This is a genomic window from Paraburkholderia sp. GAS38 (assembly GCF_050434965.1).
GTDB lineage: Bacteria > Pseudomonadota > Gammaproteobacteria > Burkholderiales > Burkholderiaceae > Paraburkholderia > Paraburkholderia phenazinium_A.
In genome coordinates, this window is sequence record NZ_JBNDJO010000005.1 from 437,821 (window position 1) to 460,103 (window position 22,283).

23 protein-coding genes are annotated in these 22,283 nt (G+C 64.4%); 9 read left to right on the forward strand and 14 right to left on the reverse strand.

Features of this window, described 5'->3' with window-relative positions:
* Positions 1-20: 20 nt before the first annotated feature.
* The 4 genes from P3T42_RS15315 to P3T42_RS15330 form a co-directional block, all read right to left on the reverse strand.
* Positions 21-452 (reverse strand): ExbD/TolR family protein, encoded by a 432-nt coding sequence (locus P3T42_RS15315; RefSeq protein WP_074302481.1) that lies wholly within the window; start codon positions 450-452, stop codon positions 21-23.
* 30 nt (positions 453-482) lie between these two features.
* A complete protein-coding gene (locus tag P3T42_RS15320; RefSeq protein WP_074302483.1) occupies positions 483-1,187 on the reverse strand; it encodes a MotA/TolQ/ExbB proton channel family protein in 705 nt (234 codons plus the stop codon).
* 75 nt (positions 1,188-1,262) lie between these two features.
* Positions 1,263-2,060 (reverse strand): 4-hydroxy-tetrahydrodipicolinate reductase, encoded by a 798-nt coding sequence (gene dapB / locus P3T42_RS15325; protein ID WP_429306508.1) that lies wholly within the window; start codon positions 2,058-2,060, stop codon positions 1,263-1,265.
* Positions 2,061-2,178: 118 nt separating this feature from the next.
* Positions 2,179-3,000 (reverse strand): outer membrane protein assembly factor BamE, encoded by an 822-nt coding sequence (locus P3T42_RS15330; RefSeq protein WP_074302486.1) that lies wholly within the window; start codon positions 2,998-3,000, stop codon positions 2,179-2,181.
* A 162-nt stretch (positions 3,001-3,162) separates the two neighbouring features.
* Here P3T42_RS15330 and fur point away from each other — a divergent pair, with 162 nt between their 5' ends.
* Positions 3,163-3,591: a ferric iron uptake transcriptional regulator gene (gene fur / locus P3T42_RS15335; RefSeq protein ID WP_074302488.1), complete on the forward strand. Its 429-nt coding sequence runs from the start codon at positions 3,163-3,165 to the stop codon at positions 3,589-3,591.
* Between the two features lie 226 nt (positions 3,592-3,817).
* On the opposite strand, the gene P3T42_RS15340 is transcribed toward fur, so the two are convergent.
* The 3 genes from P3T42_RS15340 to P3T42_RS15350 form a co-directional block, all read right to left on the reverse strand.
* Positions 3,818-4,306 carry an ureidoglycolate lyase gene (locus P3T42_RS15340; protein ID WP_429306509.1) on the reverse strand — a complete coding sequence of 163 codons (489 nt, stop codon included), beginning with the start codon at positions 4,304-4,306 and terminating at the stop codon, positions 3,818-3,820.
* A gap of 30 nt (positions 4,307-4,336) precedes the next feature.
* Positions 4,337-5,347: an allantoicase gene (gene alc / locus P3T42_RS15345; protein ID WP_429306510.1), complete on the reverse strand. Its 1,011-nt coding sequence runs from the start codon at positions 5,345-5,347 to the stop codon at positions 4,337-4,339.
* Between the two features lie 121 nt (positions 5,348-5,468).
* Positions 5,469-6,797, reverse strand: a complete 1,329-nt coding sequence (locus tag P3T42_RS15350; RefSeq protein WP_429306511.1) for a C4-dicarboxylate transporter DctA — start codon at positions 6,795-6,797, stop codon at positions 5,469-5,471.
* Positions 6,798-7,024: 227 nt separating this feature from the next.
* On the opposite strand from P3T42_RS15350, the gene P3T42_RS15355 reads away from it, so the two are divergent.
* Complete coding sequence (locus tag P3T42_RS15355; protein WP_074302497.1) at positions 7,025-7,717, forward strand: FadR/GntR family transcriptional regulator; 693 nt, start codon at positions 7,025-7,027, stop codon at positions 7,715-7,717.
* Between the two features lie 140 nt (positions 7,718-7,857).
* On the opposite strand, the gene gap is transcribed toward P3T42_RS15355, so the two are convergent.
* Positions 7,858-8,868 (reverse strand): type I glyceraldehyde-3-phosphate dehydrogenase, encoded by a 1,011-nt coding sequence (gap, locus tag P3T42_RS15360; RefSeq protein ID WP_074302499.1) that lies wholly within the window; start codon positions 8,866-8,868, stop codon positions 7,858-7,860.
* A gap of 100 nt (positions 8,869-8,968) precedes the next feature.
* Positions 8,969-10,990 (reverse strand): transketolase, encoded by a 2,022-nt coding sequence (tkt, locus tag P3T42_RS15365; protein WP_074302841.1) that lies wholly within the window; start codon positions 10,988-10,990, stop codon positions 8,969-8,971.
* A 348-nt stretch (positions 10,991-11,338) separates the two neighbouring features.
* Here tkt and speE point away from each other — a divergent pair, with 348 nt between their 5' ends.
* From speE to P3T42_RS15380, 3 genes are all read left to right on the forward strand, one after another.
* Positions 11,339-12,208 carry a polyamine aminopropyltransferase gene (speE, locus tag P3T42_RS15370; RefSeq protein WP_429306512.1) on the forward strand — a complete coding sequence of 290 codons (870 nt, stop codon included), beginning with the start codon at positions 11,339-11,341 and terminating at the stop codon, positions 12,206-12,208.
* 99 nt (positions 12,209-12,307) lie between these two features.
* Positions 12,308-12,721 carry a VOC family protein gene (locus P3T42_RS15375; protein WP_074302503.1) on the forward strand — a complete coding sequence of 138 codons (414 nt, stop codon included), beginning with the start codon at positions 12,308-12,310 and terminating at the stop codon, positions 12,719-12,721.
* 19 nt (positions 12,722-12,740) lie between these two features.
* A complete protein-coding gene (locus P3T42_RS15380; RefSeq protein WP_074302505.1) occupies positions 12,741-13,481 on the forward strand; it encodes a 16S rRNA (uracil(1498)-N(3))-methyltransferase in 741 nt (246 codons plus the stop codon).
* Positions 13,482-13,651: 170 nt separating this feature from the next.
* Here the strand turns inward: P3T42_RS15380 and P3T42_RS15385 are convergent, their stop codons facing one another.
* The 3 genes from P3T42_RS15385 to P3T42_RS15395 form a co-directional block, all read right to left on the reverse strand.
* On the reverse strand, positions 13,652-14,212 hold the full coding sequence (locus P3T42_RS15385; protein WP_074302843.1) for a barstar family protein: 561 nt from the start codon (positions 14,210-14,212) through the stop codon (positions 13,652-13,654).
* Positions 14,213-14,228: 16 nt separating this feature from the next.
* Entirely contained in the window at positions 14,229-14,657 is a 429-nt protein-coding gene (locus tag P3T42_RS15390; protein WP_074302507.1) for a ribonuclease, read from the reverse strand.
* 369 nt (positions 14,658-15,026) lie between these two features.
* Positions 15,027-17,366, reverse strand: a complete 2,340-nt coding sequence (locus tag P3T42_RS15395; RefSeq protein ID WP_074302509.1) for an NADP-dependent malic enzyme — start codon at positions 17,364-17,366, stop codon at positions 15,027-15,029.
* Positions 17,367-17,531: 165 nt separating this feature from the next.
* Between P3T42_RS15395 and thiL the strand changes: the two genes are divergently transcribed.
* Genes thiL through P3T42_RS15415 form a run of 4 tightly spaced genes read left to right on the forward strand, consistent with a single transcriptional unit; the run spans position 17,532 to position 20,173 of the window.
* Entirely contained in the window at positions 17,532-18,527 is a 996-nt protein-coding gene (gene thiL / locus P3T42_RS15400; RefSeq protein WP_429306513.1) for a thiamine-phosphate kinase, read from the forward strand.
* Positions 18,517-19,119: a phosphatidylglycerophosphatase A family protein gene (locus P3T42_RS15405; RefSeq protein WP_074302513.1), complete on the forward strand. Its 603-nt coding sequence runs from the start codon at positions 18,517-18,519 to the stop codon at positions 19,117-19,119. The genes thiL and P3T42_RS15405 overlap by 11 nt, the downstream gene beginning before the upstream one ends.
* Positions 19,120-19,144: 25 nt before the next feature.
* Entirely contained in the window at positions 19,145-19,645 is a 501-nt protein-coding gene (locus tag P3T42_RS15410; protein ID WP_074302515.1) for a CinA family protein, read from the forward strand.
* Between the two features lie 9 nt (positions 19,646-19,654).
* On the forward strand, positions 19,655-20,173 hold the full coding sequence (locus P3T42_RS15415) for a cupin domain-containing protein (protein WP_429306514.1): 519 nt from the start codon (positions 19,655-19,657) through the stop codon (positions 20,171-20,173).
* 51 nt (positions 20,174-20,224) lie between these two features.
* Here the strand turns inward: P3T42_RS15415 and pyrF are convergent, their stop codons facing one another.
* A complete protein-coding gene (gene pyrF, locus P3T42_RS15420) occupies positions 20,225-21,040 on the reverse strand; it encodes an orotidine-5'-phosphate decarboxylase (RefSeq protein ID WP_074302520.1) in 816 nt (271 codons plus the stop codon).
* 165 nt (positions 21,041-21,205) lie between these two features.
* Positions 21,206-22,270: an aldose 1-epimerase gene (locus tag P3T42_RS15425; RefSeq protein ID WP_429306515.1), complete on the reverse strand. Its 1,065-nt coding sequence runs from the start codon at positions 22,268-22,270 to the stop codon at positions 21,206-21,208.
* Positions 22,271-22,283 lie beyond the last annotated feature (13 nt).

Genomic DNA, 22,283 nt, shown 5'->3' on the forward strand with positions numbered 1-22,283 from the left:
CTGCGCGCCGCGCGGCACGGCTAATGGCTCGTCACGGGCGGCGGCGGATCCGTCACGAAGCCAAGCCGCTCGAGCCCGGCCTGCTGGGCGGCGCCCATCACCTGGGCGATGACCTCATAGCGCGTCGAACGCTCGGCGCGTAGCTGGATCTCCGGCTGCTCCGCCGCTTTGCCCGCCTCCACGAAGCGCGCGCGCATCTGCTCGAGGGTCAGGACGGTGCCGTTCCAGTAGATCTTGCCCGCGGCGTCGATGGACAGCGAAATGGTCTGCGGCGTCTGGCGCGCCGGCGCAGCGGCGACTTTCGGCAAGTCGAGCCGGATGGCGTGCGTGAATAAAGGCGCCGTAATGATAAAAATCACAAGCAGCACCAGCATCACGTCGATCAACGGCGTCATGTTGATCTCCGCCATCGGCGCCGCGGTTTGCCGTTTTTCGAGTCCGCCGAATGCCATCTCGACCTCCTGCCTGACCAAGGGTGAACGTTAGGCTGAACTGGGCTGGGCTGATTTCACCTGGGGCGCCACCGGGGCGGGCGCGCAGACGTAGGCGTGCAGATCGTGCGCGAAGCCGTCCAGTTCCTCGGACAACTGCCGCACCATGCGGCCAAGCACGTTATAAGCGAGTACCGCGGGGATCGCCACCACAAGGCCGAAGGCCGTCATGATCAGCGCCTCGCCGACCGGACCGGCGACGTTTTCGATCATCGCCTGCCCGCTCGCGGCAATGCTGCCGAGCGCATGATAGATGCCCCAGACGGTACCCAGCAGACCGACAAACGGCGCCGTGCTGCCCACTGAGGCGAGCAACACCTGGCCAAATTCAAGCCGCCGTTGCGAGGCGGTGAGCGCTTGGCGCAGGGCCCGCAGCACGCGCTCGCTACGTTCGACGCGCGCGAGCAAGGCGCCTGGGATATCCACTTCCGTGGCGTGCAGCGCGGCTTCGGCAAGCGGTGTGAAGACCCGCTCGCTGTCCGCGCGCCGCAACGCGGCGACGCCTTCCGAGAGCGTGGGCGCTTGCCAGAACTGGGCAATCGCGCGTGCCGCCTGGCGCTTCGCGCGGCCCAGCATCCAGCCCTTGACGATCAGGAAGCACCAGCTCGCCACCGACATAGCCAGCAGCACGTAGGCTACGGCATGCGTGATCGTATCGCTGGATTGCAGGTAGTGAAGAATGCCGGTGCCTGCCATTGGACCTCGCCGTCGGAAAGTGTGCGCCGGTTGCGCCTCAAGCGGGCTCGAGGCGCACGCGGGACAGTTGCGCGCTCAGCGCAGGCCGAGCACGTCCTGCATGTCGAAAAAGCCGTTTGCGTGGCCTTCGAGGAAATGCACGGCGCGCAGCGCGCCCTGTGCATAAGACAGCCGGCTCGCCGATTTGTGCGTGATCTCGATGCGCTCGCCGATGCCCGCGAACAGCACCGTATGGTCGCCGACGATGTCGCCGCCGCGAATCGCCGCAAAGCCGATGGTGGACGGATCGCGCTCGCCGGTGACGCCCTCGCGGCCATAGACCGCGCAGTCGTCGAGATTGCGGCCGAGCGCACCGGCGATCGCTTCGCCCATGGCGAGCGCGGTGCCGGACGGCGCGTCCACCTTGTGACGATGATGCGCCTCGATGATCTCGATGTCGTAACCGGTGGCGAAATGGCGTGCCGCGTATTCGAGCAGCTTGAGCGTGACGTTGACACCCACGCTCATGTTGGCCGCGAACACGACGCCGATCTTTTCGCCGGCCGTGCGCAGTTGCGCCTTCTGCTCATTATCGAAACCCGTGGTGCCGATCACCAGCTTGACGTTGTGGCGCAGCGCCGCTTCGAGATGCACCAGCGTGCCGGCCGGGCGCGTGAAGTCGATCAGGTAGTCGGACTGGGCAAACACCTGCTCGATGTCGTCGGTGAGCAGCACACCGGTTTGCTTGCCGAGGAACGCCCCGGCATCCTGGCCGAGCTGCGACGAACCGGGGCGCACGAGCGCGCCGGAAAGTTTGACGCCAGAATCGTTCAGGACGGTTTCGATCAGCATTCGGCCCATACGGCCCGATGCACCGGCAATAGCAATGTTCATGGCAGTCAATGGCAAAAAGCGACACACAGCGCGCCGCGAAAACCGCGAAATGGCGGAAGAAACACAAATGACGGGCTCGCGCTGCGCACGCGGCCCGTCATTGTCAGGGACAACGTTTTTAGCTACCCGTTCCCGGAGCCGATGCGGGCGCCGACGTGAGCGGTGCGTTGTAGGTCGGGCCGTTGTTGCTCTGCGAGCCTGCCGGGCCGACCGGATTCTCTTGCGGCGCACCCGGCACCGTGGGCGGCGGCGGACGCGTGAACTGGAACTGCGGCTGGCCCGGCGACGTAGCGCCTTGCGGAACCACACCACCGTTCGCGGTCGGCGTACCGGCCCGCACCGACGGCGTGATCTTGCCGGTCGGCGCCTGCACGGCGTCCGTTGCACGGTTGGCGGCCTGCGCGGCTTCAGCATTCGGGTCCATCGACTGCCCCGCGGCTGCCGCGGCATCTGCCGGCGGCGTAGCCGTGGCTGCGGCTGCAGCCGTGCCCGAAGCGGCGACCGGCGCGCTGGCTGCCGCTGCCGCGGCTGCAAACGCCTTCTTGCCGCGCTTGTCGCCGTCGATTTCGGCGAGCAGTTCGAGGTTGGACGGCAGATCCTGACCGCCCGACCAGCTCGCAACGCGCTCACCCGCGAAATTCACGACAAAGTCGCGCTGCTGCACAACGCTCGTGTTGCCGCGCTTGAAATAGAACACGTAGTCCCAGCGGTCCGCGTGGAACATGTCGGCGAGGAGCGGCGTGCCGAGCAACTGGCGGACCTGGTCCCGCGACATGCCGACCTGCATCTGGGCAGCTGCCTCTGCTGAGACAAAGTTACCCTGCACAACGGTAATCCGATATGGCGTAATGCTTTGGGCGATTCGCTGCGTTACGCTGTCGTACGTCGAGCATCCGGCAAGAACCGCGACAGTCGCTGCAGCAATCAAGGTACCCCGCATGCGGCTCCCCCGGTAGATCAATAGAGATTTTGAAATCATTTCACTCACCGTGCGGGCCCTGCCAGTGGCGAGCCGCGCGAGTTTCATTGCATCGAAGATGACCTGAACAGCGAAAACACATTACTATTAGAACCCTGCATTGTACTCTAGGGATCCCTTGCCATGACCAATCCAACCGATCTGAAAAATATCGGCCTCAAGGCGACCCTACCGCGCCTCAAGATTCTGGAGATTTTCCAGCACAGCCCGGTGCGTCACCTGACCGCTGAAGACGTGTACCGCAACCTGCTGCACGAAGAGCTGGACATTGGCCTCGCCACCGTCTATCGCGTGCTCACGCAGTTCGAGCAGGCAGGGCTGCTGTCGCGCAGCAACTTCGAATCCGGCAAAGCCGTGTTCGAGCTGAACGAAGGCACCCACCACGATCACCTGGTGTGTATCGACTGCGGGCTGGTCGAGGAGTTCTTCGATCAGGAAATCGAAAGCCGCCAGCAAGCCATCGCCAAAGAGCGCGGTTTCAAGCTGCAGGAACACGCGCTGGCGCTGTACGGCGCCTGCACCAAGGAAAAGTGCCCGCATCGCAAACATTGAAGCGCACTATGGCCGCGCGCCTGACGGCGCGCAAGCGCAGCAAGTAATAAAAGGAAACCCGGGCGATGAAAGTCGACCGGGTTTTTTGCGTTCTGGCGCTGCTGCGTGGTGCGCTAAACGCACTGTCAGCGTGTCCTAAGCGTCCTGGCCTCGCTCGGTGGCTGTAACGGCCGGTAACCGCGGCCATAGCATCGACTCGGACGCCGGCCGCCATGCCCACCCGCCACTAGCGCACAAGACGCCAGGGCTCGACCAGCACAAGCTCGTCGCAGTTAGGCTGCTCGCCGCCTCGATCCACCACCACGAAATCGCTGACACGCTCGAGCGCAAGCAACGGGTGGTGCCAGACCCCCTTTGCATAGTTGACGCCCTGCCAGCCCTCGGTCCAGAACGCGCGCATCTGCGCCGGATCGAATTCGCCCGGCGGCGCGACCACGATCAGGTAGCTCGCCCCCGCAAGCGGAAGGAAAGCCTGACTACCGAGCGGATGCCGCTCCATCATTCCAATTTCGACCGGCAAGCTGCGCGGCTGGGCGCGAAACAGATTGACCAGCGGCCGGCCGCCCTGCTCGCCGACGTCGACCCTGGCAAGATCGTGATAGCGCTCGGTCGTGCCGCCGTTGATCGGGAAGTGGCGCGCGCCGTCCAGTTCGATCACCTCGCCGAACGGTGCGAACGCAGCACGTGTCAGGCGTTCCATCTGCAGAGTCTTCATAGCCCGGTCTCCTCCTTCGCCATTCGTCGCTTACGCCAGTTCGCCCCACAGACGCAGGCGCGACACGCCGCCGTCCGGAAAGATATTGAAACGCACATGCGTAACCGGCCCGAGCGAGGCCAGCTCCGCTTCGAACGGATGCACGTGGTCCATCTGCAGCTTCTGCTCGTCCATCAGCACCGGCCAGAACATCGCCTGCGTGACGAGCGACTCGTCGGTGCCGCCGCTCACGCTCGCGGCCTGCAACGAACAGCGGTCCGGGAAATTGCCCTTGAAGTAAGCGGTGTCGACTTCGACCTTGCGGATCACGCCCGGCTGCGCCAGCGCAACGATCGCCCAGTCGTTACCCGGCTCGCGGCGGCGTCGCGTTTCCCAGCCGTCGCCCATGTTGACGCCGCGTCCGGGCATCAGCATCTGCGAGGCCGGTCCGAAGTGCTGGTTGTTGGCGGCAACCAGGTAGGCGCCGTTTTCGATGGCCGCCAGATCGATCAGACTGCCGCGCTCGACGCGCGCCCAGTCGCGCTTCGGCTGTCCGTACACGCGCAGACGCGCAAGGCCGCCGTCCGGATACAGATTCACGCGCAGATGGGTGAAGGCACGCGTGTCGTCGACTGCGACGTAATGGTGTTGATTGCCTTGCAGCGTCATTGCCGGCACGAGCGCGTGCCATTCGGCGTTGTCCGGCGGCATCTCGCCGTCCGCATGGCAGCCCTCGAGCGAGGCGGCCGGCGGGAAATTGCCAGTGAAGTGGCTCGTGTCCAGATCCACGCCATGGATCACGCCCGGCCGCGCCAGTTGGACCACGCAGTAGTCGTGCCCCGTGGTGCGCTTGCGGCGAGTCTCCCAGCCGTCCATCCACTTGCCGTGATCGTCGTACTTGCCGGGGATGAACACCGCCGGTTGCGGATCGAGCATGCGCTCTTTCGGCGCGAAGAATTCGTCGCTGGCGAAGAGCGCTTTCGCACCGAGGCGCGGGTCGGCCAGATTCATGTAGCGGCGCGTGAAGGCGGGGGCGTTGGGGTCGAGGATCGGAGTAGCCATGGTCTCGGTCAATCGATAGGGAAGGGAAAGCCGGCGGGTGGTGCTGGTCACGCTTGTGGACGCGACGACGCCCGCCGGACGAGGTATGTGCTGAGGTGTGCTGTCGAGGCTGCGCCCTGGATCAGATCGCGGGCGCGGGATCGGCGGAGACCGGCGCAGCGGCTGTTTCCTCACCGGCCGGAACGTACAGATAAGCGGCCTCGCGATTCAACACATGACGGGCGCGGACCTTGTCGATATCGTTTTCCCAAACGGCCACCACGACCGTGGCGACGCAATTGCCGATCAGATTGGTCAGCGCGCGGGCAATCCCGACGAACCAGTCCACCGGCAGGATCAGCACCAGACCGAGCACCGGAATGGCGGGAATCGCGGAGAGTGTCGCGGCCAGAATCACGATCGCCGAACCGGGGATGCCGTGAGCGCCCTTCGACGTGACCAGCGACACCAGCACCACCACGATCAGATCGTGCAGCGACAGCGGCGTGTTGGTGGCCTGAGCGATGAAGATCACCGCGAGCGTCAGGTAGATCGAGAAGCCATCCAGATTGAACGAGTAACCGGTGGGGATCACGAGGCCAACGGTCGAATCCTTCACACCCATCCATTCGAGCTTGCGCATCACTTGCGGCAAGACGGCATCGGAGGATGCAGTGCCGAGCACAATCGACATCTCCTCGCGCAGATAGCGAATCAGCTTGAAGACGCTGAAGCCGGCGAGCCGCATCACCACGCCGAGCACCACCGCAACGAACACAATGCAGCTCGCGTAGAACACCACCACCAGCAGTCCCAGTTGCTCGAGCGAGGCGACGCCATAGGTGCCGGTGGTGAATGCGATCGCGCCCAGCACGCCGAGCGGCGCCAGCTTGATGATGAAGCTCATCACGCGGAAGAAGACCTGGGCCAGTTCGTCGATCAGGCCGCTCACCTTTTGCGCCTTACCGCCAAGCAGCGACAAGGCCGAGCCGAACAGCACCGAAAACACGAGGATCTGCAGGATATCGCCGGTGGCGAACGCGTTGAAGGCCGTGTCCGGAATGATCTTCAGCAGAAATCCTGCGGTGTCCTTCAGATCCTTGGTGTGCTCGGTATAGGTCGTGAGCGACGCGGCATCGAGCGAATGCAGGTTGATGTTCATGCCGACGCCGGGCTTCGTGACATACGCCAGCACCGCGCCGATCAGGAGCGCGATCGTCGTCATGAACTCGAAGTAGACCACCGCCTTCAGGCCGACCCGCCCCACTTTCTTCAGATCGCCCGCGTGCGCCATGCCGCTCACCACGACGCAGAACACGATCGGACCGATCACCATCTTGATCAGCTTCAGAAAGCCGTCGCCGAGCGGCCGCAACGATTGAGCGAAATGCGGAAACAGCGCGCCGATCACAATGCCCGCCACTAGAGCGATCACCACCCGGCCAAACAGCGAATTGAAAAACTTCAACACGGCCTTCTCCCGGTTACGGATATCATCTGTTCATACTGGTCCGACCAGTACTGTTATGGCGAATAGTAGGAAGCCGATATAGTCGAGTCAAGGCGGAAAATAATAGTGTTTACCCGCCTGAATCCACGACGGATGAGCGTTGGTTTGTCGGAAGATTAATTACGCGGTGCGGCCGCCGAAGCCGCGGATTACAATGCCGGTCAGACCGCGCGACTGCCCTGAGGATCATGAAAAACGTTCCGCATACCGTTACCGACTCCGCCATTGCCACGATCCGCGAACGGATCGAAGGCGGCGTGTATCCGGTGGGCAGTCTGTTGCCCGCGCAACGTCAGCTCTCCGAAGAACTGGCCATCAGCCGCGCTTCGCTGCGTGAAGCGCTATCGACGCTCGAGGCGCTCGGGCTCCTGATGATCCGTCCCGGCAAAGGTGTGTATGTGGAGAGCTCACAGGTGTCCGCTGCCAACCCGTGGCGGTTTGCGGAGCAGTCGTCGCTGCCGGATACGTATCAGATGCGCTTTGCCCTGGAAGGCTTCGTCGCGCGCATGGCGGCGCTCGCGATCAGCGACGCCGACCTTGAATGGTTCGAGCAGAACATCGACGCGATGCACAGCGCGCTAGCCTGCAACGAACTGGATGAGGCCGCGCAACTCGACTTCGACTTTCACATGCGCATGGTGAGCATTGCCGGCAATGCGGCAATCGAATCGATCCTGCGCAGCAGTTCGGACATCATGAAGGAGAGCCAGCGCATGCCGTTCTTCCGGCGCGAATTGGTGCTGTCCACGTATCACGAGCATCGCGAGATACTCGACGCGCTCAAGACGCGCGATTCGGCGGCGACCGGCAAGGCCATCGAGGCGCACATCACCAACGCCGCGCAGCGCGCCGGCGTGTTTTTTCCGGTGCCGAAGGGGTAGAGACATTCACGCGCCGGTGCAGATGCAGATGCCGGCCTGAACGCAGGCGTAAAAAAACCGCTCCGAGGAGCGGTTTTTCTATCTGCGAATGCAGCGCGCCAGAGCACGTGAAGCGCACTGAAAGCGCGCCGCAAACCCGCTTACTTCGCGTTCATGAGCGCGACAGTCGTATCCAGCATGCGGTTCGAGAAACCCCACTCGTTGTCGTACCAGCTCGACACCTTCACCAGACGGCCCGACACCTTCGTCAGCGTCGAGTCGAAAGTCGACGAAGCCGGGTTGTGGTTGAAGTCGATCGACACCAGCGGCGCCTTGTTGTAGCCGAGGATGCCCTTCAGCGAGCCTTCCGACGCTTCCTTCATGATCGCGTTGACCTCATCCACCGTCGTGTCGCGCTTGGCGATAAACGACAGATCGACGATCGACACGTTGATGGTCGGGACGCGAATCGCGTAGCCGTCCAGCTTGCCGTTCAGTTCCGGCAGCACGAGGCCGACGGCCGATGCCGCACCCGTCTTCGCCGGGATCTGGCTATGCGTGGCCGAGCGCGCGCGGCGCAGGTCTTCGTGATACACGTCGGTCAGCACCTGGTCGTTCGTGTACGCGTGGATCGTCGTCATCAGGCCGTTTTCCAGGCCGATCTTGTCGTTCAGCGGCTTGACGAGCGGCGCCAGGCAGTTGGTCGTGCACGATGCGTTCGAGATGACCGTGTCCGATGCCTTCAGCACGTGATGGTTCACGCCGTAGACGATCGTTGCGTCCACATCCTTGCCGCCCGGTGCCGAGATGATGACCTTCTTCGCGCCGCCCTTGATGTGCGCGCTGGCCTTTTCCTTGGTCGTGAAAAAGCCCGTGCACTCCAGCACGACGTCGACGTTCAGCTCGCCCCACGGCAGTTCCGCCGGGTTGCGGTTAGCGAGCACGCGGATACGGTCGCCGTTGACGACGAGGTAGTCGCCGTCCACCGACACTTCGCCCGGGAACTTGCCGTGGGCCGTGTCGTATTGCGTCAGGTGGGCATTGGTGTTGGCATCGCCCAGGTCGTTGATGGCGACGATCTGGATGTCGTGCTTCTTGCCGTTTTCATAGAAGGCGCGCAGCGTGTTGCGGCCAATCCGGCCGTAGCCGTTGATAGCGACGCGAATCGTCATGGTTTATCTCCTGATGGCTGAAAAAAATACGTCCATGTTCGGCTCTGCTGGACCAGGTCCTGCCGGGCGTGGGGCGCACGCGGCAGGACCGGACACCCAATCAGCCGAGTGCGGCTTTGGCCGTCTCTACCACGTTCTCGACGGTGAAGCCGAAATGCTTGAACAACACGCCAGCCGGGGCCGATTCGCCGAACGTGTCGATGCCGACCACGCCGCCTTCCAGACCCACGTACTTGCGCCAGAAATCCGTCACGCCCGCTTCGATCGCCACGCGGCGCACACCCTTCGGCAGCACGCGCTCGCGGTATTCGGCGTCCTGCTGGTCGAACACCGTGGTCGCCGGCATCGACACCACGCGCGCCGCGATCCCTTCGCGCGCCAGCGGCTCGACGGCCTTCAGCGCCAGTTCGACTTCCGAGCCGGTCGCCAGCAGGATGACCTTGCGGGCGACGATCTCGTCGTTCCAGTCGCGCAGCACGTAACCGCCCTTGGCGATGTTGGCGATCTGCGCGTCGGTGCGTTCCGAGAACAGCAGGTTCTGACGGCTGAAGATCAGGCACGACGGGCCATGATGTTCCACCGCCTGCGTCCAGGACACGGCCGTTTCGACGGTGTCGGCCGGACGCCAGACTTGCAGATGCGGGATCAGGCGCAGGCTCGCGACGTGTTCGATGGACTGGTGGGTCGGACCGTCTTCGCCGAGGCCGATCGAGTCGTGCGTGAACACGAAGATCGACGGCGCCTTCATCAGCGCGGCGACGCGCAGCGCGTTGCGGCTGTAGTCGGAGAACGTCAGGAACGTGCCGCCGAACGCCTTGAAGCCGCCGTGCAGCGCGATACCGTTGATCGCCGCGCTCATGCCGAATTCGCGCACACCGTAGTTGACGTAGTTGCCCGCGGCCTTGCCTTCCGCGTTCACGCGTACCGGCTTGGCGGCCTTCCAGTTGGTGAGGTTCGAACCGGTCAGGTCGGCCGAGCCGCCGAGCAGTTCGGGCAGCACGGTCGAGAGGCCTTCGATAGCCTGCTGCGACGCCTTGCGGGTAGCGATGGTTTCCGCGCGTTCGTTCGCGCCGGCGATGATGGCCTGCGCCTTTTCCGCCCAGTCGGCCGGCAGTTGCTTGGCCATACGGCGCGTGAACTCGGCGGCTTCCTGCGGATACTTGGCCTGGTAGGCGGCGAACGTCTTGTTCCACTCCGACTCGTTTTGCGCGCCGGCTTCCTTCGCATCCCATGCCGCGTAGACTTCTTGCGGGATCACGAACGGCTCCCACTTCCAGCCGATCTTTTCACGCGTGGCCGCGATTTCCTTCTCGCCGAGCGGCGCGCCGTGCGAGTCGTGGCTGCCGGCCTTGGTCGGCGCGCCTTCGCCGATCACCGTCTTGCAGCAGATCAGCGTGGGCTTGTCCGACAGCTTGGCTTGCTTGATGGCCGCGTCCACCGCGTCGACGTCATGGCCGACCACGTTCGGGATCACGTTCCAGCCGTACGCTTCGAAGCGCTTCGGCGTGTCGTCGTGGAACCAGTGCACCACTTCGCCGTCGATCGAGATGCCGTTGTCGTCGTAGAACGCAATCAGCTTGTTCAGCTTCAGCACGCCCGCGAGCGAGCAGGCTTCGTGCGAGATGCCTTCCATCAGGCAACCGTCGCCGACGAACACGTACGTGTGGTGGTCGACGATCGCCGCGTCCGGCTTGTTGAATTCCGTGGCCAGCAACGACTCGGCGAGCGCCATGCCGACCGCATTGGCCAGACCCTGGCCGAGCGGGCCGGTGGTCGTCTCGACGCCCGGCGTGATGCCGTATTCCGGGTGGCCCGGCGTCTTCGAATGCATTTGCCGGAAGTTCTTCAGTTCTTCGATGGGCAGGTCGTAGCCGGTCAGATGCAGCAGCGAATACAGCAGCATCGAGCCGTGGCCGTTGGACAGCACGAAGCGGTCGCGGTCGGCCCATTGCGGGTTCTTCGGGTTGTGGCGCAGATGACGCGACCACAGCGCAACGCCGATCTCGGCCATGCCCATGGGCATGCCGGGGTGGCCGGAATTCGCTTGTTGAACAGCATCCATAGCCAGCGCGCGGATTGCGTTGGCCATCAGGGAGGTGGGGGCGGGAGACGGGGTCGTCATGTCGAGTCCGGAGAACGAGTCCAAAAAGCGGGGCGCGGGCGGCGGTCCGGAAGCTCGGCGGCCAGTCTGCTACGGCGCACGGTGCGGCGCCTGGAGACGCAATACGGGCAGAGCAAACGGACAAGGCTGCAAAGCGTGACATTCTAACAGATGGTTGTGGCCTTTCCCGGCTGGAAACCGCATGGGCCGGTGGACTTGCGGTCCGGAACGGCCCGGCTTGCGGCTCGGCTTGCAGTCCGGATGCGGCCCGCATGGCGGTCTGGTTGCGACAGCCTCCCAATCGGGCCGGGCTTCGACTTTATAATCCGGGCATCGCCAACCGATCGCGCCCACCGCGCGCCGCCCACCTTGAGCGCTCCGCTGCTATTCCAGCCGACTCCGTACGCCCTGTACGGCTTCCCGAACGCACGGCGGCTCGCGAGTGTCGCCTCGCCGCATCAGCAGATCGAAGTCTGGGACACCCCGCAACTCGGGCGGCTCTTCACGCTCGACGGCCGCCCAATGACTTCCGTCGGCGACGAGTTCATCTATCACGAATGCATGGTCCACCCGAATGCGCTGGCCCATCCCGCGCCGCGCCGCGCGCTTGTGCTGGGCGGTGGCGACGGCGGCGCAGCCCGGCAACTGCTGCGGCATCCGGGCATCACGCGGATCGTCGTAGCGGAACTGGACGCCGAGGTCGTGCGTCTCACCCGCGAATATCTGCCGCAGGTGCATGGCGGCGCGTTCGACGATCCGCGCGTGGAACTGGTGATCGGCGATGCCGCCGATTTCGTCGCGTCCACCGAGGAGCAGTTCGACCTGATCGTATTCGACCTGACGCCGCCCGACTCCCCGGCGGCGAGCCTCTACACGCCCGCGTTCTACGCGCAGCTAAAGCGCGTGATGAATCCCGCTGCGGCCTTGTCGCTGCACCTCGGCGCGCCCTACTTCCACGCCGCGCCCGCGGCCACGCTGCTCGACGGCCTGCGCGCCTCGTTTGCCGTAGTGCGCACGATGGGCGCCTTCGTGCCGCTGTACGGCTCGCTATGGATGATGGCGACCGCCAGCGACACGCTCGACCCCGCCGCCCTCACCCCGGCTGAGCTGACGGAGCGCCTCGCGGCCCGGAAAATCACTGGTCTCGCCTGGTACGACGCCGAGGCGCATGCCGGACTCTTCTCGGCATCTCGCGCGGTGCGCGATAAACTAAGTCAATTCTTAAAGCCATCACGGTAACGCGGCGGCAGAATGTGCGGTTGGTCGGCGCGGAGGTCTGGTGCGCCGGCCCCTGGCCGCGCTGCACTCGCCCCGTTGACCCCGGATCCGGAGAACTCCATGACCGCCTCTCGCCCAGCCGGTGTGCCCTGGTTGACCCCTTATCTCACGGTTCGCGACGCCCGTGCGGCGATCGCGTTCTTCGAAGCAGCCTTTGGCTTCGAATTGCGCGACAGCGTCCAGGACGACGGTGTCGTCATGCATGTCGAGATGGTCTATCAAGGCCAGCTAATCGTGATGTTCGCGCCCGAAGGCGCGTTCGGCTCGACGGCGAAGACACCCAAAAGCGCGGGTGCGATTGCACCGCAATCGTTCTATGTTTATGTCGACGATGTCGACGCGGTTTATGCGCGGGCGCTGGCCGCCGGCGCGAAATCGCTGAGCGAGCCACAGGATCAGTTCTGGGGTGACCGTTTTGCACAGGTGGAAGACCTGGACGGCTACCGTTGGGCGCTCGCTCGCCACCTTTCGTGAACCAATGAGTATTTTCCTGATGCCTCGCTTCTTCGTCGGTACCGCCCTCAAGCCCGACGACATCATGCAGCTTCCCGATGACGTCACGCGGCACATCCTCGTTTTGCGCCTGCAGCCGGGCGATTCGATCGTGCTGTTCAACGGCGAGGGCGGCGAATACAGCGCCGAACTCATCGAAGTGGAACGCCGTTCGGCCACCGTCAAGATTCGCGAATTCCGCGAGATCGAGGTGGAACCGCCCTATCACCTGACGCTCGCGCAAGGCATCGCCGGCGGCGACAAGATGGACTGGCTGATCGAAAAGGCCGTCGAACTGGGTGCATCCAGTTTCGTGCCGCTCACCACTACGCGCAGCGTGGTGCGGCTGTCGGGCGAACGGGCGCAACGGCGCCATTTGCATTGGCAAGGCATCGTGCGTTCCTCGTGCGAACAGTGCGGGCGCAATCGCCTGCCCGATGTCGCGCCGGTGCGGGAAATCGCCACCTGGCTTGGCGCGTTGCCTCGCGCACCCGAAGAAGGCGAGTTGCGCCTGCTGTTGTCGCCGCGCGCGAGCATCAGTTTTACGGCGCTGCCGGCCACACCGCCGCACGGACGCGTGACCTTGCTGATCGGGCCGGAAGGCGGTTTTTCAGCCGCCGAAGAAGCCGCGGCGACCAGTCACGGCTTCACGGCGGTTGGCCTCGGGCCGCGCGTGTTGCGCACTGAAACCGCGGGTATCGCGGTGCTGGCCGCGCTGGCGGCGCGCTGGGGCGGGTGGTAAGCATGTCGAAGTGTCGGCACGCGGCGTGAACGCCGGCGCTGGCGTCGGCACCACAATCAATGCGAGACGAGAGACCATCGCACCGGCAACCGTAGCGCCCACCAAAAGCAAAGGCCCGCCAATCGGCGGGCCTTTGCTTTGTTCAACTATTCGTATTGGATCAGTTTCGATCAGGCGAACGAATAAAACACGCGGAATGCCACCTTGCGCTCGGCCCAGAATTCGGCCGCTTCGCGGAACACGTCGAGCAGCGTCTCGCGCCCTTCCTTGTCAAATTTCTGCGCCACCGGCAGCGCCTCCAGCACGATTACGAAGCCGGGCTGCGTGCCCGCCTTGGCGACAAGGTCGGTCAGGCAATCGTAGAGGGCGTCGTAATTTTTGCCGAAATGCTTCGGAAACAGAAATGAAGTCGCAATCGTTTCGAGGACTTCCTGCTTCGATTGCGCATTCGCGCAATGCGCATACAGAAAGTGCTGGCCAAGCTGGTTGGCTTCGTCAGCGAGATCCTGCACGCGAAACGCGCGGATCGACTGTACGATGTTCGGTCGTACGGTCTTGAAAAGACTCATAGGCCCCTCGTTCGATGAAAGCACAGTGCTGGCTTCGCTCTGGGTGTCCCGTCCGTCACCGGCGGTGCGCATCTGCATGACACGCTGAAACAGATTGCCGTCGCCGGCCGCGAAAAGATCCGTCGCGACTCCGGAGTCGTGCGCGTAGACGTTGTCGCTCATGCCGTTCATCCCGATGTCATTCAACAATACGATTAAAACTCGTGTAGTGGTCGTCCGAGTAGTAGCAGTTATCGGTCCGCTGTAGCGGCCCCCCACAGACAATGCGCCGCGCGCCGCGATTGTGGGCACGCGGCGTAGGAACGGTGTATTCGTGATAATAGCCGCGCCGGTGCGGCGGCAGCAGCCTTTCGTGGTTGCCGAATACGATGCCGTCCTTCTCATACGGGTAAGGCCCGCCTGCGGCAATCAAGTTCAAAGTATTGACTGCTTCACGCGGCAATTGCGCCACCGCGATGGTGCCCTGCACCTGATTATTGCTGTCGCCGGGTGTCGCGCCGGGTGTCGAATAGTCCCGCGCAAACGCGCCGGTGACCATGCTCCCGCACAAACTGCCAAACGCCAGGGCGCCGATGAGCACGCCGCTGCGGAGCCACTTGCGTGCCATGAATCAGGATTCCCGCTGTTAGATCACGAGTTTGACGACCATGAAAGACGTAAGGGTATCGCTAATGGCCCCTGGAATCAACGTTCGCCCGGCAAACGGAAGGTTCCAATGTTGCAGCAAAACGCCGTTTGCGCCGCCTTGACGATTCTTGACAGATTTTTTTATCGCAATCGAGATAAAATTAACTCGACGGTGAAATCCGGAATGAGTGCGTCTGATCCGCTCGATTCCGGGCGCTTCGGAGGTGGAGATACCGTCGTTTCATCTTTTTTGGGTGACAATCCCCTGTACACCCTGCGGCGTGCCCATTGCGGGCACGCCTTTTTTTCGCCCGGTGGCGCGTTGCGGCCCCGCAGACGGGGCCTTCGTTTAACGCGCGGCGATCACGTCCGCAACCAGCAGCGCCGTCATATTGACGATCCGGCGCACGGTGGCCGAAGCGGTCAGCACATGCACCGGCTTCGCAGCGCCCAGCAGGATCGGGCCAATCGCAATGTTATTGCCGGCCGCCGTCTTGAGCAGGTTGTACGAAATGTTGGCGGCGTCGATGTTCGGCATCACCAGCAGGTTCGCATCGCCTTCGAGCGTCGATTCGGGCAGCACTTCGCGGCGCAGGTTGTGATCCAGTGCGACGTCGCCGTGCATCTCGCCGTCCACTTGCAGGTCCGGCGCGCGTTCGCGCAGGATCTCGAGCGTGTCGCGCATCTTCTGGGCCGTCGGCGCATTGCTCGTGCCGAAGTTCGAATGCGACACCAGCGCAATCTTCGGCTCGATGCCGAAGCGGCGCACTTCCTCGGCCGCCATGATCGTGATCTCGGCGAGCTGCTCGGGAGTCGGATCGACGTTCACGTGCGTGTCGACGAGGAAAATCTGCCGGCCCGGCAGCACCAGGCCGTTCATCGCCGCGTAGACATTGCGGCCTTCCTTCTTGCCGATCACCTGATCGATGAAGTGCAGGTGGCGGTGCGTCGTGCTGACCGTGCCGCAGATCATGCCGTCCGCTTCGCCCTTGTTGACCAGCATCGCGCCGATCAGCGTGGTGCGGCGGCGCATTTCGAGCTTGGCCATCTGCGCGCTGATGCCCTTGCGCGCCATCAGCTTGTGATACGACTGCCAGAAGTCGCGGTAACGCTCGTCGTGGTCGGTGTTGACCACCGTGTAGTCCTGACCGTTGACGAGACGCAGGCCATAGCGCGCAATGCGCTCCTCGATCACAGCCGGACGGCCGATCAGGATCGGCTTGGCCAGCTTTTCGTCGACGATGATCTGCAGGGCACGCAGCACGCGCTCTTCTTCGCCTTCCGCGAATACGATGCGCTTTTTCTCCGGTTCGACGCCGCGCGCCAACTGGAAAATCGGCTTCATCGTCGTGCCGCTGTGGTACACGAACTGCTGCAGATGCTGCTCGTAGGCCTCCATGTCTTCAATCGGACGCTCGGCGACACCCGAATCCATCGCGGCTTTCGCCACGGCGGGCGCAACCTTGACGATCAGGCGCGGATCGAACGGCTTCGGAATCAGATAGGCCGGCCCAAACGACAGGTCCTGAATGCCATAAGCCGTCGCGACGATGTCGCTCTGCTCCTGGCGCGCCAGTTCGGCGATCGCGTTGACCGCGGCAATTTCCATTTCCCGCGTCACGGTCGTGGCGCCGGCATCCAGCGCGCCGCGGAACAGGAACGGGAACACCAGAACGTTGTTCACCTGGTTCGGGTAGTCAGTGCGTCCCGTGCACAGCACGGCGTCCGGGCGCACTTCGAGCGCCAGTTCCGGCAGGATTTCCGGGTTCGGGTTCGCCAGCGCGAGGATCAGCGGCTTGTCCGCCATCTGCTTGACCATGTCCTGCTTCAGGACGCCGCCGGCCGACAGGCCGAGGAAAATGTCCGCGCCGCCAATCGCTTCAGCCAGGGTGCGGGCGTCGGTTTCGCGTGCGAAGCGTTCCTTGTCCGGGTCCATCAGCTCGGTACGACCCTTGTAGACCACGCCGGCCAGGTCGGTCACGGTGATGTTCTCGAGCGGCAGGCCAATGTCGACCAGCAGGTCCAGACAGGCCAGCGCCGCAGCGCCTGCGCCGGAGGAGACCAGCTTGACCTGCTTGATGTCCTTGCCGACAACCTTCAGACCGTTGGTGATGGCCGCCGCGACGACGATTGCCGTGCCGTGCTGGTCGTCGTGGAACACCGGAATCTTCATGCGCTTGCGGCATTCGCGTTCCACGATGAAGCAGTCCGGCGCCTTGATGTCTTCCAGGTTGATGCCGCCGAAGGTCGGTTCGAGCGCGGCGATCACGTCCACCAGCTTGTGCGGGTCGGACTCGTTCAGCTCGATGTCGAACACGTCGATGCCGGCGAACTTCTTGAACAGCACCGCCTTGCCTTCCATGACCGGCTTCGAGGCGAGCGGGCCGATGTTGCCGAGGCCCAGCACCGCGGTGCCGTTCGTCACGACGCCGACCAGGTTGCTGCGCGCGGTGAAACGGGCGGCATTCAGCGGGTTCTCGACAATCTCCTCGCACGCGAACGCGACGCCGGGTGAATACGCCAGCGCGAGGTCGCGCTGATTGATCATCTGCTTGGTCGGCGCGATCGCGATCTTCCCAGGGGTCGGGAACTCGTGATAATCGAGAGCGGCTTCGCGGAGTTTGCTATTGACGGGATTCGACATAAGGCGGGCTTGGAAGTGCAGATTAGAATAGGTGTTCGACGGCATTGTAGCGCCAATCCCTGACGCGATTCCTTCAATCAGGGCACAGGTGCCGCGACCGAAACAGGGCCAACGGCAACGAAGCCGTCCACCCGGCGCATTTGCGGCGACGCAGCATTATCACCGTACAATGCGCGCCGTTAGCCGCTTTTCCGTGCACGGATCCCCATCATGCTCTCCGAGTTCTCGCTGATCGACCGTTTTTTCGCGCGCCGTGCCCGTGGCGCGCGCCCCGCTGACGACGGCTCGCTCGGGATTGGCGACGATTGCGCGCTGCTCGCGCCGCGTCCAGGCGAAATGCTGGCTATTTCGACGGACATGCTGGTCGAAGGACGCCATTTCTTCGCCGATGTCGATCCGCACGCGCTAGGCCACAAGGCCTTGGCGGTGAACCTCTCGGACCTGGCGGCGATGGGCGCGCGGCCGCAAGCCTTCACACTCGCGTTCGCGCTGCCGCAGGCCCACGAGGACTGGCTCGCGGCGTTTAGCGACGGTCTTTTTGCGCTCGCCGAACGCTACGATTGCGAACTGATTGGCGGTGACACCACTGCCGGGCCGCTCAACCTGTGCATCACCGTGTTCGGCAGCGTGCCGCCCGGACAGGCGCTGCGCCGCGATGCGGCGCAAGCCGGCGACGACATCTGGATCTCCGGCACGCTCGGCGACGCACGCGCCGGACTCGGCGTGCTGCGCGGCGAGTGGTCGGCCGATGCCACCGACACTGCGACATTTCGCCGCGCCCTCGAACGCCCCGAGCCGCGCGTCGCGCTCGGCCTCGCGCTGCGCGGCGTGGCACGCGCGGCGCTCGATCTCTCGGACGGTCTCGCCGGCGATCTGCTGCACATCCTCGAACGCTCGCATCTGCAGGCGCAGGTCGCAGTCGACGCGGTGCCGCGCTCGGCCGCGCTGCGCCGGCTGCCGGCCGAGGTACAACGCCGCTGCACGCTGGCGGGCGGCGACGACTACGAGCTTTGCTTCACGGCGCCCGCAAGCGCGCGTGCAGCGGTCGAAGCGGCAGGCCGCTCGGTAGCTGTTCCGGTCACCCGGATCGGTACAATAAGCGATCTCCAATCGGCGGCGGACAACCCTGCAATCCGTTGGCTTGACGCAGCCGGCAGCCCGCTCACCTTGACCTTGCAAGGCTTCGACCATTTCCATGCAGACTGAACCCGCGCTCGGCCCCGCAGACGACTTTCGGGGCGGCCCTCCGGCCGGCCCGTCGCATGGCGGTCCGTCGGGAGACACGCCCGGCACGCCCGAGCCGCGCCCCTCGCGGCCACGTCGCGCGACCGCCCGTTTCATGCTGTCGCATCCGCTGCATCTGATTTCGCTCGGCTTCGGCAGCGGCCTGTCGCCGATCATGCCGGGCACGATGGGCACACTGTTCGCCTGGGCGTCGTTCGCGGCGCTCAACCGCTATCTGACGGTGCTCGACTGGGGCGTGCTGATCATCGTGGGCTTTTTTGCCGGCATTTCGATCTGCGGCTTCACGGCGAAAAAACTCGGCATCGACGATCCATCGCCGGTCGTGTGGGACGAAATCGTCGCGTTCTGGCTGGTGCTGCTGATGGTGACGCCGGTGAGCGTCACCGGCCAGGCATGGGCCTTCGTCGTGTTCCGTTTCTTCGACATGGTGAAACCTCCGCCGATCCGTTACTTCGACCGCAGACTGAAAGGCGGCTTTGGCATTATGTTCGATGACCTGGTCGCAGCGTTTTTCACCTTGCTGGTGATCGCGCTGTGGCGCATGTCGGTCTAACCGTCTCACGTTTTCGGACTTACGCATGGCTACCGATTCCGTCGTTCACCAACTCGCTATCCGCGTGAGCAACCGGTTGCGCGACGAACGCCTGATGCTCGTGACCGCCGAGTCCTGCACGGGCGGCATGGTCGCGACCGCGATCACCGATATCTCCGGCAGCAGCGGCTGGTTCGAGCGGGGCTTCGTCACCTATTCGAATCAGGCCAAGAGCGAGATGATCGGCGTGCCGGCCGATCTGATCGAAAAGCACGGCGCGGTCAGCGAACCGGTCGCCCGCGCGATGGCCGAAGGGGCGCTGCGCAATAGCCGGGCGCAGGTGTCGCTGTCGATCACCGGCGTGGCGGGCCCCGCCGGCGGCACCGAGAGCAAGCCGGTCGGCACCGTGTCGTTCGGCTGGAGCAACCGCTTGCATACCGCCGTCGAAACGATGGTGTTCAAGGGTGACCGCGAGAAGATCCGCACCCAGGCGGCCGCGCATGCGCTGCGTGGGGTGCTGGCGTTGCTTGATGAGCGCGAGCGCTAAACACCGACTATGCCGACTCCCGACCTTGCCAAAGACGAACTGATCCGCCGCTTCGATCTGAAGCCGCATCCCGAGGGCGGTTTTTTCCGCGAAACGTATCGCTCGAGCGCGACCGTGAACCGCGATGGGTCGGGCGAGACGCGCTCGGCGTCGACGGCGATCTACTACCTGCTATGCGACGGCGCGCATTCCGCATGGCATCGGATCAGGTCCGACGAAGTCTGGCATTTCTATGCCGGCGAACCGTTGCTTGTCCATGTGCTCGACCAGGCGGGCAAGCTGATCACGCATCGGTTGGGCAATCCGCTGACTCATCCGGGTAGCGTGTTTCAGGCCGTCGTGCCAGCGGGGTTGTGGTTTGCAGCGGAGTGCGAGAATCCGGCGACGTTCGCGCTGGTGGGCTGCACTGTGGCGCCGGGATTCGAGTTCAGCGAATTCGAGTTGGCTGAGGTCGACGCGCTGCGCAGCGCGTATCCGGCGCATGCGAAATTCATCGCGCGGCTGGGGCCGGCGGACCGCCCCGCCTAAATGAAGCGGATGAACGCGGCTGCCGCTTGAACGCCGGTAGCCGCTAGCCCATCACCGATACGCGTTAATCCGATCGCGCGTCTCTTGTGCAGCCTTCGCCGCCGCCTGACCGAAGTCCTCGCCCTTACCGGCGTAGATAATCGCGCGCGACGAGTTGATCAGCATCCCGGTGCCCGCCGCCGTGCGGCCGGCGTTCACCGTTGCTTCGACATCGCCGCCCTGCGCGCCGATGCCCGGAATCAGCAGCGGCATCTCGCCCACGATCCCGCGCACAACTTCGATCTCCTTCGGGAACGTCGCGCCCACCACCAGCCCAAGCTGGCCACTCGCATTCCACTTGTCCGCGGCCAGTTGCGCGACCACCTGATATAGCGGCCGCCCTGCCGTATCGAGAAACTGCAGATCGGAGCCGCCCGGGTTGGAGGTGCGGCACAGCACGATCACGCCTTTGCCCGGGTGCGCCAGATACGGCTCGATCGAGTCGAAGCCCATATACGGGTTCACAGTGACGGCGTCCGCCTGATAGCGCTCGAACACCTCGCGGGCGTACTGCTCGGCGGTGCTGCCGATATCGCCGCGCTTCGCGTCGAGAATCACCGGCAAGCCCGGATGGTTCTGATGGATGTGCGCAATCAGTTGTTCAAGCTGGTCTTCCGCGCGATGGGCGGCGAAGTAGGCAATCTGCGGCTTGAACGAGGAGGCGTACGGCGCGGTGGCATCGACGATCGTGCGGCAAAACTCGAAGATGGCGTCGGCACGGCCGGCCAGCGCAGCCGGGAATTTCGCGGGCTCGGGGTCGAGGCCGACGCACAGCAGCGAATTCGTGCGCTGCCAGGCGTCGTTGAGGGTCTGGATGAAAGTGGGCATGGTGAGCTCGCGGCGGGCCAATGGGAGAAGTGGCGCGTATTTTACCCGTCCTCGCACGCGGGGCACGCCGCCCTGCGTAGCCGCATGCGCCACCACGCGTCACAACACCGGAGCCTTCCGGGAACCGAGTGCGCCGCGGCGGTGCGCCCCAGCCGCCCGCCTGACTCACTGCTTCCGCGAACTCCGCGCCCCTGCCGCTGCGCGCAAGCCGGTCCGCTCGACCGTGAAGCGAAACGACCGCGCGAGGCGCTCGCCGCGCGCCAGCATCGTCATGCCGTGCGATGCCGCCCCACCCGGCAGGTTCACCGCATTGATCGGATGATCCACCGGCTCGAAGCAAAAGAAGTCTTCGCCGGGCGGCGTGTAGAGCACGTAGTAATCGGCATCCGACGCGATCGTCAACGACAGCCGCCGCTTCGGCCAGACAACCGCCGCCTGCCCGCTCCAGCCGGTGAAGGCGTGATTGACGATGGTCTCCGGCAACGGATACGCCACGCCGAACTGCCAGGCCGGCGGCGCCGGCACGTGGCGCACCGGCAGCCAGTCGTCGCCTTGCAGCCACAATCCGGCGGCGGCCGCCGACAACTCCGTCTGCGCATCGCGCACCAGAAACGGATGGATGCCGAGCCCGAACGGCAACGCATCGCGCCCCGTGTTTTCGACCTCGAGCGTAATCACGAGCGTCGGGCCTTCCAGCGCATAGGTCTGGGCCGCGCGATACGCGTAGGGCTTACCGTCGCTGCGGTCGAGCGTCAGGCAGACCTTGTCTTGCCCGGTTTCGGCCACCTGCCAGTGGGCCAGCCAGCCGTCGCCGTGAATCGGCAGCGGCTCGGCGACGCGATTGCGCGGCACGTCGACGCGGCGTCCGCCCACACCGAAGTGGCCGCCGCCGATCCGGTTCGAATACGGCAACATCGGATAGCACGCCAACTGGTTGGGGTCGGTATCGGCGGCGATGTGGCGGCAGCGGCGAAAGATCGGCACTAGCGCGCCGTCGCTGCGCCAGTCGAAGCGCGTGATGCCGCCACCCAGCGACGGCGCCACGTCGAGCCGCAACTGTGCATTGGCCAGCGTCACGCATGCGAACTCGCCCGCACTGCCCTCGCCGACGGCCACAGCCGACGTGCTGGGTCCTGCAAGCACCGGATTGGCGGCGGCGGCAAGCCGGGCGCGGCGTGTCTGTGAAGTGGGTGAAGTGGACGAACTGGAAACGAGATTCGCGACAGTCATATCAGGCTCCATC

What these genes read in the sequence shown, in the direction of transcription:
- P3T42_RS15315 (WP_074302481.1), bottom strand. Translation starts at nt 452, where the DNA reads ATGGCATTCGGCGGACTCGAAAAACGGCAAACCGCGGCGCCGATGGCG.
- P3T42_RS15320 (WP_074302483.1), bottom strand. Translation starts at nt 1,187, where the DNA reads ATGGCAGGCACCGGCATTCTTCACTACCTGCAATCCAGCGATACGATC.
- dapB (WP_429306508.1), bottom strand. Translation starts at nt 2,060, where the DNA reads ATGAACATTGCTATTGCCGGTGCATCGGGCCGTATGGGCCGAATGCTG.
- P3T42_RS15330 (WP_074302486.1), bottom strand. Translation starts at nt 3,000, where the DNA reads ATGCGGGGTACCTTGATTGCTGCAGCGACTGTCGCGGTTCTTGCCGGA.
- fur (WP_074302488.1), top strand. Translation starts at nt 3,163, where the DNA reads ATGACCAATCCAACCGATCTGAAAAATATCGGCCTCAAGGCGACCCTA.
- P3T42_RS15340 (WP_429306509.1), bottom strand. Translation starts at nt 4,306, where the DNA reads ATGAAGACTCTGCAGATGGAACGCCTGACACGTGCTGCGTTCGCACCG.
- alc (WP_429306510.1), bottom strand. Translation starts at nt 5,347, where the DNA reads ATGGCTACTCCGATCCTCGACCCCAACGCCCCCGCCTTCACGCGCCGC.
- P3T42_RS15355 (WP_074302497.1), top strand. Translation starts at nt 7,025, where the DNA reads ATGAAAAACGTTCCGCATACCGTTACCGACTCCGCCATTGCCACGATC.
- gap (WP_074302499.1), bottom strand. Translation starts at nt 8,868, where the DNA reads ATGACGATTCGCGTCGCTATCAACGGCTACGGCCGGATTGGCCGCAAC.
- tkt (WP_074302841.1), bottom strand. Translation starts at nt 10,990, where the DNA reads ATGACGACCCCGTCTCCCGCCCCCACCTCCCTGATGGCCAACGCAATC.
- P3T42_RS15375 (WP_074302503.1), top strand. Translation starts at nt 12,308, where the DNA reads ATGACCGCCTCTCGCCCAGCCGGTGTGCCCTGGTTGACCCCTTATCTC.
- P3T42_RS15380 (WP_074302505.1), top strand. Translation starts at nt 12,741, where the DNA reads ATGCCTCGCTTCTTCGTCGGTACCGCCCTCAAGCCCGACGACATCATG.
- P3T42_RS15385 (WP_074302843.1), bottom strand. Translation starts at nt 14,212, where the DNA reads ATGAGCGACAACGTCTACGCGCACGACTCCGGAGTCGCGACGGATCTT.
- P3T42_RS15390 (WP_074302507.1), bottom strand. Translation starts at nt 14,657, where the DNA reads ATGGCACGCAAGTGGCTCCGCAGCGGCGTGCTCATCGGCGCCCTGGCG.
- P3T42_RS15395 (WP_074302509.1), bottom strand. Translation starts at nt 17,366, where the DNA reads ATGCCGTCGAACACCTATTCTAATCTGCACTTCCAAGCCCGCCTTATG.
- thiL (WP_429306513.1), top strand. Translation starts at nt 17,532, where the DNA reads ATGCTCTCCGAGTTCTCGCTGATCGACCGTTTTTTCGCGCGCCGTGCC.
- P3T42_RS15405 (WP_074302513.1), top strand. Translation starts at nt 18,517, where the DNA reads ATGCAGACTGAACCCGCGCTCGGCCCCGCAGACGACTTTCGGGGCGGC.
- P3T42_RS15410 (WP_074302515.1), top strand. Translation starts at nt 19,145, where the DNA reads ATGGCTACCGATTCCGTCGTTCACCAACTCGCTATCCGCGTGAGCAAC.
- P3T42_RS15415 (WP_429306514.1), top strand. Translation starts at nt 19,655, where the DNA reads ATGCCGACTCCCGACCTTGCCAAAGACGAACTGATCCGCCGCTTCGAT.
- pyrF (WP_074302520.1), bottom strand. Translation starts at nt 21,040, where the DNA reads ATGCCCACTTTCATCCAGACCCTCAACGACGCCTGGCAGCGCACGAAT.
- P3T42_RS15425 (WP_429306515.1), bottom strand. Translation starts at nt 22,270, where the DNA reads ATGACTGTCGCGAATCTCGTTTCCAGTTCGTCCACTTCACCCACTTCA.